Annotated in this window: 10 protein-coding genes; 3 read left to right on the top strand and 7 right to left on the bottom strand. The window is 44.1% G+C overall.

The window, feature by feature from the left end; translation table 11 throughout:
* Positions 1–69 precede the first annotated feature (69 nt).
* From nspC to M1D71_RS13310, 4 genes are all read right to left on the bottom strand, one after another.
* A complete protein-coding gene (nspC, locus tag M1D71_RS13325) occupies positions 70–1197 on the bottom strand; it encodes a carboxynorspermidine decarboxylase (protein ID WP_458126848.1) in 1128 nt (375 codons plus the stop codon).
* Position 1198: 1 nt separating this feature from the next.
* Positions 1199–2437: a saccharopine dehydrogenase family protein gene (locus M1D71_RS13320; RefSeq protein ID WP_105409674.1), complete on the bottom strand. Its 1239-nt coding sequence runs from the start codon at positions 2435–2437 to the stop codon at positions 1199–1201.
* 854 nt (positions 2438–3291) lie between these two features.
* Positions 3292–4551, bottom strand: a complete 1260-nt coding sequence (locus M1D71_RS13315; protein ID WP_458126847.1) for a cytochrome P450 family protein — start codon at positions 4549–4551, stop codon at positions 3292–3294.
* A 206-nt stretch (positions 4552–4757) separates the two neighbouring features.
* Entirely contained in the window at positions 4758–5651 is an 894-nt protein-coding gene (locus M1D71_RS13310) for a TetR/AcrR family transcriptional regulator (protein WP_458126846.1), read from the bottom strand.
* Positions 5652–5883: 232 nt separating this feature from the next.
* Here M1D71_RS13310 and M1D71_RS13305 point away from each other — a divergent pair, with 232 nt between their 5' ends.
* Together M1D71_RS13305 and M1D71_RS13300 are read left to right on the top strand one after the other, a co-directional pair.
* Positions 5884–6534 (top strand): TetR/AcrR family transcriptional regulator, encoded by a 651-nt coding sequence (locus tag M1D71_RS13305; protein ID WP_458126845.1) that lies wholly within the window; start codon positions 5884–5886, stop codon positions 6532–6534.
* Between the two features lie 20 nt (positions 6535–6554).
* Positions 6555–8879 (top strand): MMPL family transporter, encoded by a 2325-nt coding sequence (locus M1D71_RS13300; protein WP_458126844.1) that lies wholly within the window; start codon positions 6555–6557, stop codon positions 8877–8879.
* A gap of 94 nt (positions 8880–8973) precedes the next feature.
* On the opposite strand, the gene M1D71_RS13295 is transcribed toward M1D71_RS13300, so the two are convergent.
* Together M1D71_RS13295 and M1D71_RS13290 are read right to left on the bottom strand one after the other, a co-directional pair.
* Complete coding sequence (locus tag M1D71_RS13295) at positions 8974–9729, bottom strand: gamma-glutamyl-gamma-aminobutyrate hydrolase family protein (RefSeq protein WP_458126843.1); 756 nt, start codon at positions 9727–9729, stop codon at positions 8974–8976.
* A gap of 208 nt (positions 9730–9937) precedes the next feature.
* Positions 9938–11137, bottom strand: a complete 1200-nt coding sequence (locus M1D71_RS13290; RefSeq protein WP_458126842.1) for an MFS transporter — start codon at positions 11135–11137, stop codon at positions 9938–9940.
* A gap of 244 nt (positions 11138–11381) precedes the next feature.
* Between M1D71_RS13290 and M1D71_RS13285 the strand changes: the two genes are divergently transcribed.
* A complete protein-coding gene (locus M1D71_RS13285; RefSeq protein ID WP_458126841.1) occupies positions 11382–12254 on the top strand; it encodes an AraC family transcriptional regulator in 873 nt (290 codons plus the stop codon).
* An 89-nt stretch (positions 12255–12343) separates the two neighbouring features.
* On the opposite strand, the gene M1D71_RS13280 is transcribed toward M1D71_RS13285, so the two are convergent.
* Complete coding sequence (locus M1D71_RS13280) at positions 12344–13858, bottom strand: response regulator (protein ID WP_458126840.1); 1515 nt, start codon at positions 13856–13858, stop codon at positions 12344–12346.
* Positions 13859–13869 lie beyond the last annotated feature (11 nt).

The following is a 13869-nucleotide window of genomic DNA, read 5'->3' as shown; positions in this document are numbered from 1 at the left end:
CACAAAAAAATACCGGATTCCTAATAGCGGAATCCGGTTTAATATTCAAACATATAAATAAACAGATAATTAGGCCAACCTCATTTTGAAATCCTGATATCCGAACTCGCGAACAACTTCGCAATCGCCGTCTTTTCTTTTGACAGCAATCGCTGGAAGCGGCATTCCGTTGAACGTATTGGTTTTCACCATGGAGTAAATCGCCATGTCCTCGAATACCAGACGGTCGCCTTCTTGCAAAGGCTGATCGAATGAATAATCCCCAATCACGTCACCAGACAGACATGTTTGTCCACCAAGACGATACAGATGAGCTTTCTCGCCCACTTCTCCCGAACCGATCAGCGGCGGGCGATATGGCATTTCAAGCACATCCGGCATATGACACGTTGCGGAAGTATCCAGAATGGCAATGTCCATACCGTTTTTATGGAAGTCCAGTACAGATGTCACCAGATAACCCGCGTTCAGCGCAACAGCTTCTCCCGGCTCCAGATATACTTCCAGGCCATAGTCGTTCTGCATACGCTTGATGCAAGCTTCCAGTCTTGGAATATCATAATTTTCACGCGTGATATGGTGACCTCCGCCGAAGTTGATCCATTCCATTTGCGGTAGCCATTTTCCGAATTTCTCTACAACTGCGTTCAACGTAGTCTCCAGATCATCGGAATTTTGCTGACACAGTGTGTGGAAGTGTAGTCCGGAGACGCCTTCCAGCAGCTCTGCTTGGAAATCTTCTTGCTTCGCGCCAAAACGGGAACCCGGAGAGCACGGATCATATATCTCGTGCCCCTCCTGGGTAGAGCATTCAGGGTTGATGCGCAAGCCAACCTTACGACCAGCCTGAAGCGCCTTATCCTTGAATTTTGCAAGCTGTGAAAATGAATTGAAAATAATGTGGTCGCAGATGGAGAGAATCTTGTCAATCTCTTCTGCGCGGTATGCCGGAGCAAAGACATGATTCTCTTTGCCCATTTCCTCGTGACCCAGGCGTGCTTCATACAAGCCGCTCGCCGTTGCACCGCTCAGGTATTCTCCAATCAGCGGATACATCGCAGTCATGGAGAATGCTTTTTGAGCGAGCACGATTTTGGCACCTGTACGCTGCATAACACCGTTCAGGATTTTCAGGTTTTTCTCAATAAGCCCCTCGTCAACAACAAAACATGGTGTCGGTAATTGCTCGAACTTCATTTTAACGAACAAGCTCCGATTCTTTAACTTCTTCTGGCAGCTCATCAACGAGTACCGGGTTGAAGTCTTCTACCCATGGGAGGCCCCATTTGTTCAACTCTTCCATGAATGGATCCGGGTTAAACTCTTCTACATTGTATACGCCTGGTTTGTTCCATTTGCCTGTCATGACCATTGCCGCACCAATCATGGCTGGAACGCCTGTTGTGTAAGAGATCGCTTGGGAACCAACTTCTTTGTAGCACTCTTGGTGATCACAGATATTGTATACATAATATGTTTTGTCTTGACCATCTTTTTTACCTTTGAAAATACAACCGATGTTCGTTTTACCTACAGTACGTGGTCCAAGGGATGCAGGATCAGGCAGTACTGCTTTCAGGAATTGCAGTGGAATAATTTGTTTTCCTTCATATTCGATAGGCTCGATTGAAGTCATGCCTACATTTTCAAGTGCTTTCAAGTGAGTCAGGTAGCTTTGACCAAATGTCATGAAGAAACGGATACGTTTCAGACCTGGCATGTTTTTCGCCAAAGATTCCAGTTCCTCATGGTACAACAGGTACATGTCTTTCTCGCCAACTTCTTTGAAGTCGTAGACACGTTTGATTTCCATCGGTTTCGTTTCGATCCATTCACCATTTTCCCAATATCTTCCGTTCGCAGAAACTTCGCGAATGTTGATCTCAGGGTTGAAGTTGGTTGCGAACGGATAGCCGTGGTCGCCGCCATTGCAGTCGAGAATGTCGATGTACTCAATTTCGTCAAAGTAATGCTTCAGGGCATAAGCGGAGAATACGCCTGTCACGCCTGGGTCAAATCCACTTCCAAGCAATGCAGTAATGCCTGCTTTTTCAAAGCGCTCTTTGTAATCCCACTGCCAGCTGTATTCGAATTTCGCTGTATCATGTGGCTCATAGTTCGCAGTATCCATGTAATTCGTTTTGGTTGCAAGGCATGCATCCATGATTGTCAGATCTTGATACGGCAAAGCCAGGTTCATTACGATATCCGGTTTAACTTCGTTGATCAGGGCGATCAGTTCGTCAACATTGTCAGCATCTACTTGCGCTGTCGTAATTTTCGTTTTTCCGCCGTCCAGCTTTGCTTTGAGTTCATCACATTTGGATTTTGTACGACTCGCGATGCAGATTTCCTCAAAAACTTCGCTATTTTGAACGCATTTGTGTACTGCCACGGAAGCAACGCCGCCGGCGCCGATGATTAGTGCTTTTCCCATTTTACATTCTCCTATCCCAATATGTATTTTTTTTATTGGATTAATACGGTGACAACAAGACAACAAAAAAAGCAAGGTGAAAAATGCCCGCAATCGCGCATCATCACACTTGCTTGTTGATATACATCATAAAAAAGACGTGAAGTCTCCATGACCAAAAAAGTTCATAAGAATTCCTTTGGCGGGAAGCTCCTTCATGTATATCAATATTGGATCAGAGTCTATATAGCAAATAATTCGCCTTTACCACTCTTATTGACCGTTTCACAAGTTGATGTGCAATTGCACTGGTTGTAAAGTAACCAACTTATAAAATTTGAGCTTTGAACTCAATCAATAAAGCAACGTAAGTTGCCAATCGGCGTTTGACCCGGCTGTCCGTATGGCCTTAACTTCCTAGTGAAGTGGTCAAAATTATCTGCTGGAAAGCTCTAATTCATATTGATAAATCAACTTCCCAAAATCACAGGTCTTACACTATCAGACGTTGAAAAAAAAATCAAGCAATAATTAAAAATTAATTTTTTTGTCCGAATGAGGACGTCTCTCAAATACTTCTTCACACGCGATCATAATGTTGCTGCCAGCAATTTCCGCTAATTGATCATGGGCCAAATGGTTCGTTTCCTTCTTTGCGAGCTTGCGGAGCAATTTCAATGGCTTTATGCATAAAAAGTTCATCTTTATTCATTAGCTTTACCTCCACAACTAAAATTATGTATCCAACTTCAACGTCGTATTAAGCGTTTTAATTCCTTTTTTGTACCTCTTCTTCATTCCATTCTATCATCATTACAAATAAAGAGTATGACGACAAGTCGTCATACTCCAGTGAGTCATATCCAGATAAACGATTAGAATTTTACGGGCAATGCTGCCAAACCCTGTGATGACAACGCGGAGTGCCAATGAATCTCTTCCTGAGGAACACTCAGATGAAGACCGGGAAGCCGACGTAAAAGCGTAGTGAACGCTACATCCCCCTCCACCCGAGCAAGCGGAGCGCCAAGACACATATGAATACCGTGCCCAAAGGCCAGATGTCGTTTTATTTTGCGTTCAATATCCAATTCTTCCGGATCACTGAATTGCTGTTCGTCCCGATTCGCTGATTTCAAAAGAGGAATCACGACATCTCCCTTTTGAATCGATTGTCCATCCAGTTCCGTGTCCTGCGTTGCATAACGAGGACCTGAAGAAGTGGCGGGTCCGTTATATCGTAGCAACTCCTCCACCGCAGAAGGAACCAGATTGAGATCTTGTTTAAGTTGTTCCAGTTGTTCGGGATGTGTCAGAAGAAGATAAGAGCCGGTTGCAATCAGATTGGAAGTTGTCTCATGTCCAGCAAATATTAATAATGTGATCATGGATATTAATTCATCTTCATTCAGTCGATCTCCCTCCTCCTCAATCGCAATTAATTGACTGATAAGGTCATCGGAGGGTTCCTCTCGTTTGTTCGCCACAAGCTGTGAGGTGTACTCTGCGAATGATCGCAAATGCTGCGCTACTGCAGGGTCCTGTTTACCAAAACCAAGACCTTTGGCAATGGCTTCGGACCATACATGGATCTGAGGTCGGTCTTCCTGAGGTATACCCAGCATCTCGGAAATGACGTTGATTGGGAACGGATAGGCATAGTCTTTTACAAGATCCATCTCTCCTTTCCCTTCAATCTGATCGATCAATTCATCTGCAATCTCTTGAACACGTGGACGCAGGCTTTCCATATATCTTGGCGTGAACGCTTTGGAAACCAGACTACGCAGCCTCCGGTGATCCGGTTCATCAACAAAGAGCATCGACTTTCCCGTAAAAAAGGTCTGGGGTTCCGAAGAACCAAGATCTTCTGAGAGATTCTTTCGAATATCATTGCCACTATCCATAGAGTTCAGATCTACCGTGAACCGGGAGTGATCTTTCAGCACTTCCATGGCTACATCCATACGGGTAACAATCCAGGTCTGCCCTGCTCCACCCATCGGATTAGGAATAGGGACAACGGAGCCTTTGGAGCGCATCTGTGCAAACATGGCAAATGGATCAGTAATATTTTCTTCGCTAAACAAATTAAATTCTGCTTTTTCGGATGTTTGGTTACTCGAATGATTCATAAAAATCTTCCTTTCGAAGTGAATTTTTTCAAATCTATGGAAATTTATGTGCAATCCGATTATATACTACTCGTATATTTAATATCAAATTTCACTATTTAAATTACAATAAACAACCGCTATAACAACTTATTACTAATAAACGAATCGTATATTAATATTTTAGATAGAAATAAAAAGAGGCCGGCTTTAGGCCAACCTCCAATTTAATGCCGTTGTTTTACAAGTTCCAAATACCACCAACAGGTTTCAGTCAGCCTATTCGCTTCCGAGTGAAAAGCACTGGATTTGTACTCTTTGTGAAATGCTTGAAGTACCACTTCTATCACAGAAATATTTAATTCCTCTTGATCCTGTAATAACGCTAAAAGCCCTTTCGAAAGTTGCTTCAATGGTGCAGATTCCTTGGATTTTTGAACACGTTTGTTGAACTCATTAAATTCCTCCAATAGAGTGTCGACGTCCATACCAAAATCACGGTTACGCTCATCCGCATTCAGGAAATAGAGAGACTGAAAGTCAAAAATATGTTCATTCCTTTGGTGCATTGTTTTTAATATCACTTCAATATATGTTAAAACTTTTGGAACCACTTCGCTCCATATCGGTTTTTGTGTATTTAGACTTCTTGCTGTGTTGGCAATCTGATGCAATATGCCATAACACAATATGGCGCCTTCGTTGGCATATAAGCTGATGTCTTTTCCGTACACCTGAATCAATCGTGTAGACAACCATTTTAACTGAACAGTAGCCAGTTTGGCTGAATTGATCTCTCCTGAATAAAAGCCAGTCCAATATAATTCCCATACTCGCTCTTTATTAGGTACAGACATAGGGATGGCAATCTGATCAACGAGCAGGTCATAATCCGATGTGTAGTGATTTTGTTCAAGCTCTTTGCGAATGAAAACATCCTCTTGCATACGCTGATCAATAATTGAATATAAACAGTCTTCTTTCGAGCTGAAGAATTTGTAGAATGTGCCTTTGGATACACCCGATTGATCCAGAATCATCTGGATTGTTGTATTTGCATAGCTATGCTCTAAAAATAGAGCAAGTGCTGTCTCCAATAAACTTTGTTTCCGGCTACTCATGTCCCGTCATCGCCCCAAGTTTTTCTATTGATTTTAACATTCATTCCTTTGGAGTTGAAGCATTGATTCGCAGTATGGCCGTCACATAAAATAATTGCACAATGAGTAAATTTGCACAATGTGCAACTTGTTGTTATGATAAACCTCACAGAGTGCATGCTTACGAGTATGTTCTTCATTAAACTACTTTAACCATCGTCATTGGTGTTGGAGGTGAACGCTTAAGCGGAGAATGATGATCAAACGAAACTTGCGACATTTGAAAAAAGAAGCGACTGAAAAAGCGCTTGCTGGTGCTGCATTTGAACTGACTCTTGAACACGGACTCGATGGTTTTACGGTCGAAGATATCGTGCATCAAGTGGGATGTTCGCGCAGAACATTTGCAAACTATTTCACATGTAAGGAAGAGGCTGTAGCCAGAGGCGCAATATCTGTCCAGAATACAACCGAACTAGAAGATTTACTTACCGAAATGCCCGACCATGCCTCTTTGCTTGACGTACTGTATAGCCTGATCAAGATGCAGCTTACAACAGAACTCTTAGGAAGGCTTCACCAACTATTATCACTATCTCATACCTATCCCGTGTTAGAACCACATTATCTTGGAGCCATGCACCGAATGCAGACGCAGGCACAAGACACCCTATTAGACCTATCTAACGGAAAGTATGACGAGATCTATACTTATCTTTTGATTAACGCACTATATGGAACGATACTGCCATTAATTGATGGAAGACTCAATGTGTTGCTGCCCGGACAAGTCATTACTGAAGATACCAAGCCCGGTGCTATCACCTTCGATCAATTTTTGGAGACCACGTTTGGTCATTTGCGGGCAGGATTCGAACATGCCAACCATCCACATTCATCATAGAGGGAGTGTAAAATAGAGAAATGTCTACATTATTATACAGAGTGGGGAAAACCGCTTTTAGCAAACCTGCAACCTTCATCATTGGCTGGGTATTCATTCTGGGAATTGTCATTTCCATGATCAGCATCAATGGTATTCACATCAGTTCTGAAATGAAGATTGAAGGCACCGAGTCACAGAAGGTCCTGGATCAATTAGCAAAAGAACTGCCAGCCGCTTCCGGTGGTCAAGGAAGTGTTGTGTTCAAGGCACCAGACAACGAACGTCTGGATACACCTGAAAATATGGCTGCTATGATGAAAGGTGTTACTGAGGTTTACGGATTAGATAAAGTCATTAACCCTGCAGACTATGCAGCTGAAGCGGGCAATTCGGGTGCTGCCGCTGAGATGGCCCAGAATGCTCAGTCTACCGATATGGCGCAATCCTCAACAACCACTCCTCCACCCTATGGACCTTTGATGGTGGATGGGGTTCCAGTACCAGGCATGCTGATCTCTTCGGATGGAAGCATTGCACTGTTCCAATTCCAATTTACAGTGGAGCAGTCTGCCATAACCCAAGATGTGTTTGATTCCGTTATTCAATCCGTTATGACGGTTGAGCAAGGAACCCATATTACGGTATTGCCAGGCGAAACGCTCAAAACGGTATCCATTGGGGTCGGCTCGGCAGAGATTGTCGGATTGGTCATTGCTGTCATTGTATTGCTGATCACTCTTGGCTCCGTTGTTGCCGCAGGTCTTCCTCTCCTCACTGCACTCCTTGGTGTTGCAATCGGAGTAGGTGGAGCATTCTCCATCTCCAAATTTATCGAAATGCCTAGTGTCACTTCCGTGCTGGCTCTCATGGTTGGATTGGCGGTTGGAATCGATTATGCTCTCTTCATTGTTAATCGCCAGCGCCGAATGATTATTGATCAGGGCTTGAGCGCAAAAGAAGCGACGGCAAGAGCTATTGGCACATCGGGCAGCGCAGTATTTTTTGCCGGATTAACCGTCATTATTGCACTGTGCGGTATGCTTGTCATTGGTCTTACATTCTTGTCTACGATGGCTTTGGTTGCAGCAGCTACCGTGCTCATCAACGTGTTCGTTGCTTTAACCCTGTTGCCAGCTTTGCTGGGATTGGTAGGAGAACGTATCTGTTCCGCCAAAGCTCGTGAGAAAGGCGCACAACATGCCAAAACCGCTAATCGTGGATTTGCAGACAAATGGGTGAAATTCGTTATCAAGAATCGTTGGGCTACCATTATTGCCATCATCGTCATTCTTGGGTTCGCCGCAACGCCGATCACCAAAATGGAAATGGGTATCCCTGGCGCTTCCTCAGCGAATCTGGATACAACCGCAAGACAAAGCTATGACGCCATCTCCGAAGGCTTCGGAGAAGGATTTAACGGACCCCTTATTCTGGTCGCAGAGCCTAATCAATCTTCCGCAAAAGTTACACCGGAGCTCTTGGGCGGTCTGGTGATGGAACTCCAAGGTCAAAATAACGTTGCACAAGTCACACCGCTTGGTATGACAGAAGATTTAGCTATTTTCAGTCTCATTCCAAAAACAGGTCCTAACGATCATCTCACTAAAACACTGGTCACTGATCTGCGCGCGGCTGATTCCAGCATTGCACAGACCTATGATGTGAAACTCGGAGTTACGGGACTTACAGCTGTTAACATTGATATGTCAGCCAAACTGGCGCAGGTGTTCCCTATTTATGTAGGCATCATAATCCTGCTCTCGCTGATCATCCTGTTACTCGTATTCCGTTCGATCATCGTTCCAATTAAAGCCACCATCGGGTTCCTTCTTAGTATCCTCGCTACATTCGGGATCACTACTGCTGTATTCCAATGGGGCTGGCTGCATTCGCTCTTTGGTTTCGATACCGGCGGTCCGCTGCTTAGCTTCATGCCAATCATCGTGACAGGTATCCTGTATGGCCTTGCGATGGACTATCAGGTCTTCCTGGTCAGCTCCATGCGCGAATCCTATGTTCATGGTCATCGCGGAACCGAATCCGTTGTTCATGGGTACAATCAGGTAAGTCGCGTGGTTGTTGCCGCAGCAGTGATCATGGTCTCTGTATTTGCAGGATTTATCTTCACTGATGATGTCATGATCAAGCAGATTGGCTTTACCTTGGCGGTAGGTATTCTGATTGATGCGTTCATTATCCGGATGGGATTGGTTCCAGCCATCATGGCTATTTTCGGTGACAAAGCTTGGTCTCTTCCGAAATGGCTGGATCGTATTCTGCCGAATCTGGATGTTGAGGGCGAGAAACTGATTGCTTCCCTTAATGCAAAAGATCAAGTCAACACCAAGTCAGGGTTAAAATAATACTACGCTAGCATGGTGATATCACGACTCCATTCACCACGACAAAGACCTCCTCTGTTTGTATAAACAGGAGGTCTTTTTTCTGTTCCATATCTTATGCAGTTATGTCTTCAATATGGGTATCATAGCGTGGGGATTGAGCAGCATGAACAAACGCCGAAAATAACTTTTGACTATAATGATCCACAGTGTAACTGTACTCCGGGTGCCATTGTACCGCCAAAACAAATGTCTGGTTCGGCATAACCACCGACTCAACGAGTCCATCTTCGGCAACTGCCACGGCAGTTAACTTATCGGATAACATCTTGATCCCTTGATGATGATAACTATTCACTTTTATCGTGTCTGCTTGCAAGATATCGTATAGTAGATTATTTGTCTCAATATGTACATCATGTACAAGATTCGTATACGGCGGGTTTTGCTTATGATTAACGATCTCGTTCACATCAAGTTGAAGGCTGGTAGGAATATCTTGATACAACGTACCACCCAAAATAACGTTGAATAGTTGGAGTCCACGGCATATGCCAAAGGCAGGCTTATCAAGCTCAATTACCTTTTGTAATAATATCGACTCCATCTTATCGCGTTCAATACATAACTCCCCACAGGTATCCTCTGTCTGCTCATGATATAGATCAGGATTGAGGTCATGTCCTCCTGTGAACAGGAACCCATCGAACTCATGAGCCAACGTAGCAAGGATCTCGATATCCGTTGTCAGAGGTAGCATGATTGGAATCCCACCAGCACCCTCGATTGCGTTCATATAATCCGGAAGCATCCAGTAACTTTTTTTGTCAGTATCATATAAAGGCAGTACACCGATCATGGGCTTTTTCATGGCTTTCCCTCCTAATGAATTCATTTTATCAGATCTCCTTATATATAAACTCACTAAATTGTTGCATTTTCCTACCTCTATCATCTGTGAATCCGTTTCATCTGGAGCGCTGTAAACTAAAAAAAACAAAGCCACTGGAACAGCGACTTTGTTTGTAATTCTATTACCATCTATATGGATTCATCCATTTTAATAAAAAACATCTGATCTAGGCTGCGTTCACAGTGGTCACTTCATCCGAATTCAATTGAATGGAACGTTGGCATATCCGGGTAATGACAAAAGCCAGCAAGGCAAGCATTACAGCAACTGGAGGCACCCACTGTACACCACCTATATTGACGGCAATCCCCCCGACACCAGAGCCTAGCGCTATCCCCACATTGGCCGCCACAGGCAGCAGTGTAGATGCGAATGCTTTGGATCCCGGCGCGATCGCTCCAGACACATCAAACAAATATAACTGGGACGCCGCGCTCATGGAGGATGACAGACATCCAATCAGGAACAGGAATGCCAAGCCGATCCACAAGTTGGAAACGGCAAAACTCATGCCCAGGAATAGGATCGCTTGGATTACGAAAAGCCGCTTGAGCTTGGGCAGGAAATCACCCTTGGCTATTTTGGCACCAATCCAGTTACTCAGGATGCTGCAGGCACCATAGATCAGGAGTATGGCACTAATCCACTGTACAGGCACACCCATTGTCTCACTTAGGAGTGGCGTAATGTACGTAAAAACGACGAAAATACAACTGTTTCCCAACACCGGGATCAGACAGGCGAGCAATATCCGCGGCTTCAAAAAGAGAGACATCTGATCACTGAACGAACCGGCGATCGTTGTTGTTCGGCGTGGCAGAATACGGAACATAAATACCAACGGCACAAAACCTATGCATGCCGTAACGACAAAAGTCATGGACCAGCTCAGATGTTGTCCGATAAATGTACCGAGCGGAACACCCAGTACATTCGCGATTGAAAATCCACCCAGAATCCAAGCGATAGCTTCCCCTCTTCGCTCCCGGTTCACTGCGTCGCTTACGATCGAGATCGAAAGCGATATCGTAAGTCCACAAGCAACGGCCGAAACGATGCGAATGGCCATCAGAGAAGAGAACGTTGTTGAGAACACGGTCAATAGATTTAATGCCAACACGATCGTGAATCCAATCAATATGGAGCTTCTTCTGGATATTTTGGCCAAGAAGGCTACGGCAAATGGTGTACCCACTGCGTATGCAATAGCAAAACCGGAGACGAGCATACCCGCGGCAGCAAGCGATACTTTCATGTAACTTTCAATTTCCTTCAACACACCCACAATGACATACTCGGTTGTTCCCAGTACAAAGCTAACTAGCGTAAGCGTTAAAATAAGTAGGTTCTCTCTATTTCTAGTCATAAATCAATACTCACTAATCCTTTCTATTGTTGCAAGCGCTTCAATTCTTTTTACGATCAGTAATCATGTATTTTCTGCTTTCCCATCCCTTCACTTTCGATATATAGTTACATTTTGGATAGTGAAATTGTACTGTCAGATACGCCATGGCGACAATCAAGGTTGTTGTGCTTTTATTGCAAAACATTATGTATGTTGTCATTTCAGCACAGACTATCATTACAATTCTGAAGGGAAGACATAGATGAATACACACCACGAATCCGGCCAACTGCATCCAAATCGAGATTGCACCATTATTTATGTAGGAAAGCTGGCAGACAATCCCCATTGGAGTTTTCCGACGCATAAGCATGACGATCTGCATGAAATTATTTACGTAACTGAAGGCAAAGGATTATTCACCATTGACGGTACCAAACACTGGGCTGAAAAAGGTGATTTGCTCATTTATAACAAAGGTACTCTTCACGAGGAGAAGTCCAATCCTGAATTCCCGTTATCCACCTTTTATTGCGGCTTTCGTTTTATGGAAGATACTCAGCCTCATAAGGATTGGGTCATCCCTCCCTCTAACAAACCGATCATTCGAGCCAACCGATATTCCGATGAGCTCCATTCGTTGATGCAGACTCTCTTCAATGAATTTTCAATCCGAGAACATGGATACGAGTCGATCTCTGGGCATGTGCTGAAAGCTATACTTCTGATCATCGATCGACAGTCCCGTCAACAACTTCCTGATGGGGAGAGCGTTGGGAGGAATACCCTTGCTGAGAGCATTAAGGACTATCTGGATACCCACTATCGGCAGAACATTAAACTTAAGGAATTGGCAGATCAATTTCATATCGATTTTTATTACTTAATTCATATGTACAAAAATCACTATGGCACTTCTCCATATCACTACCTGATCCAACGAAGAATGGGTGAAGCTACCCGATTATTAGTCTCAACCAATAAAAAAATATGGGAAATTGCCAAACTGGTCGGGTACGATAACCCCAATTACTTTACGATTCTATTTACAAAAACCGTCGGTGAATCACCACGAAGTTTTCGAAAGAAGAATCAAAAGGATATGTTCGGAGATGATGCATCACATTCTTTCTAACCTCACTAATATCATTAAACGCAAAAAGGCGCTCCATTGGGGGAGCGCCTGGTACTTTACACGTTTCCTTACACACATACAAACTTACTCTAGAGCTTAAACCGCTGTTGTTTATATTCCGTAGGACTGAAACCCGTATATTCCTTGAACACCTTCGAGAAATAGTGCTGGTCACTGAATGACAGCAGGTCGGATACTTCCTTGAACTTCATGTCCGGTTGGCATTCCATCAGTCTGCATGCTTCCTGTATGCGAAGCCGTGTGTAATACTGAACAAACGTTATTTGTGTGGCATTCTTGATCACTCTGCTGACATACGACGGGCTGACGTGGAACTTTATTGCAATGTCATTAATCGATAATTGAGAGTATTTATTCAGTTTTACGTAATCGTCAATCTGCTCGAACAGAATCGCCTTGCTTTTTCGAACGTGGGATTGCAGCATATCGAAGCACTGCCCCGTCCATTCCGTCAGTTCCCGGCAAAAATCAGCGTAGGACTGTGCCTGAGTTAATTGTCTTGCCCGAAGCTCCAGACCCAATCTCATGCCCGATCCTTGTTCCTCGTACAGATGAGCAAACGTGTCTACGACCAATCCGATAAACCGCTCCACCTCGGTCATAAGTGCATTGTCCTCTGCCCATCGGTCCAGCAGCTCAGACAGCTTGAGAGCAAACTGCTCTTTCCGCCGATCCTGTATCATCTGTACAAAAGTAGATTCAAGCACCGAATCCAGACAACCTGTCTCGGATCTCGCCATCGACACCGGATTCCCGGTATCGAGCGCTATGCCTTGTTTCAACCGTTGGTGCTCAGACACTATGGACGACATGCGGTGATAGAGTTCTGGCAGATTACGAGACTCAGCGTACAGCAATTGTCCTCCGATTATCGCATCATAGTTATGTGCAAGCAGATGCCGACGCAACGATTCAAGACATTCATGTATGGAAGAGTACAAGTCAAGTGCACTCTTGTTGACGAAAACGACATATTGATAAGGGGTTTGACTTGTGTATACACGACATGCATGGGATGTAAAAAAATCCTGCATGATAGCCTCAAGTTCCACCTGCATCCATCGTTCATGTCCTGCGGTGAAGGATTGTTTGTTCATAATAATCATCATCTGGCTGAATAAAGGAGGAAAATCATCCGCTTGTTTCGGTGTAGTCTCACATTGGGGATGAATAAATTCTTTCAAATCCAGCAGGTCCTTGGACATCTGTTGATCGAGTTGCTCAATTACCCGACCCATGACCTCTTCTAATGCGTCTCGCTCCACGGGTTTTAATAAATAGTCAAACACTTTCAGGTTCAACGCTTTTCTCGTATATTCAAAATCACTATAACCACTAATCAGAATGACCTTCAGATCTGGGTTGGCAAGCTTGGCTTGCTCAATCAACGATAGGCCATCCATTTTCGGCATCCGAATATCTGTCAATAGCAGATCAATCGGTTGCTGCTTGATCGCTGCCAAGGCTTCCTCTCCATTCGTTGCCGTAGCCGCTACGCGAACCGGGAAGTTGAGCGTTTCCAAGAGCATTTTAATATTGCGTAATATCGGTTTACTATCCTCAACGATCATAACGTTATACATCGCCTGTTCCT

This window comes from Paenibacillus sp. Z3-2, from assembly GCF_054161325.1.
The sequence above is the reverse complement of the archived record's forward strand: the minus strand, read 5'-3'. Positions and strand labels throughout refer to the sequence as shown.

Excerpts from the sequence above, each read along its gene's own strand:
- nspC (WP_458126848.1), bottom strand. The coding sequence starts at position 1,197 with ATGAAGTTCGAGCAATTACCGACACCATGTTTTGTTGTTGACGAGGGG.
- M1D71_RS13320 (WP_105409674.1), bottom strand. The coding sequence starts at position 2,437 with ATGGGAAAAGCACTAATCATCGGCGCCGGCGGCGTTGCTTCCGTGGCA.
- M1D71_RS13315 (WP_458126847.1), bottom strand. The coding sequence starts at position 4,551 with ATGAATCATTCGAGTAACCAAACATCCGAAAAAGCAGAATTTAATTTG.
- M1D71_RS13310 (WP_458126846.1), bottom strand. The coding sequence starts at position 5,651 with ATGAGTAGCCGGAAACAAAGTTTATTGGAGACAGCACTTGCTCTATTT.
- M1D71_RS13305 (WP_458126845.1), top strand. The coding sequence starts at position 5,884 with ATGATGATCAAACGAAACTTGCGACATTTGAAAAAAGAAGCGACTGAA.
- M1D71_RS13300 (WP_458126844.1), top strand. The coding sequence starts at position 6,555 with ATGTCTACATTATTATACAGAGTGGGGAAAACCGCTTTTAGCAAACCT.
- M1D71_RS13295 (WP_458126843.1), bottom strand. The coding sequence starts at position 9,729 with ATGAAAAAGCCCATGATCGGTGTACTGCCTTTATATGATACTGACAAA.
- M1D71_RS13290 (WP_458126842.1), bottom strand. The coding sequence starts at position 11,137 with ATGACTAGAAATAGAGAGAACCTACTTATTTTAACGCTTACGCTAGTT.
- M1D71_RS13285 (WP_458126841.1), top strand. The coding sequence starts at position 11,382 with ATGAATACACACCACGAATCCGGCCAACTGCATCCAAATCGAGATTGC.
- M1D71_RS13280 (WP_458126840.1), bottom strand. The coding sequence starts at position 13,858 with ATGTATAACGTTATGATCGTTGAGGATAGTAAACCGATATTACGCAAT.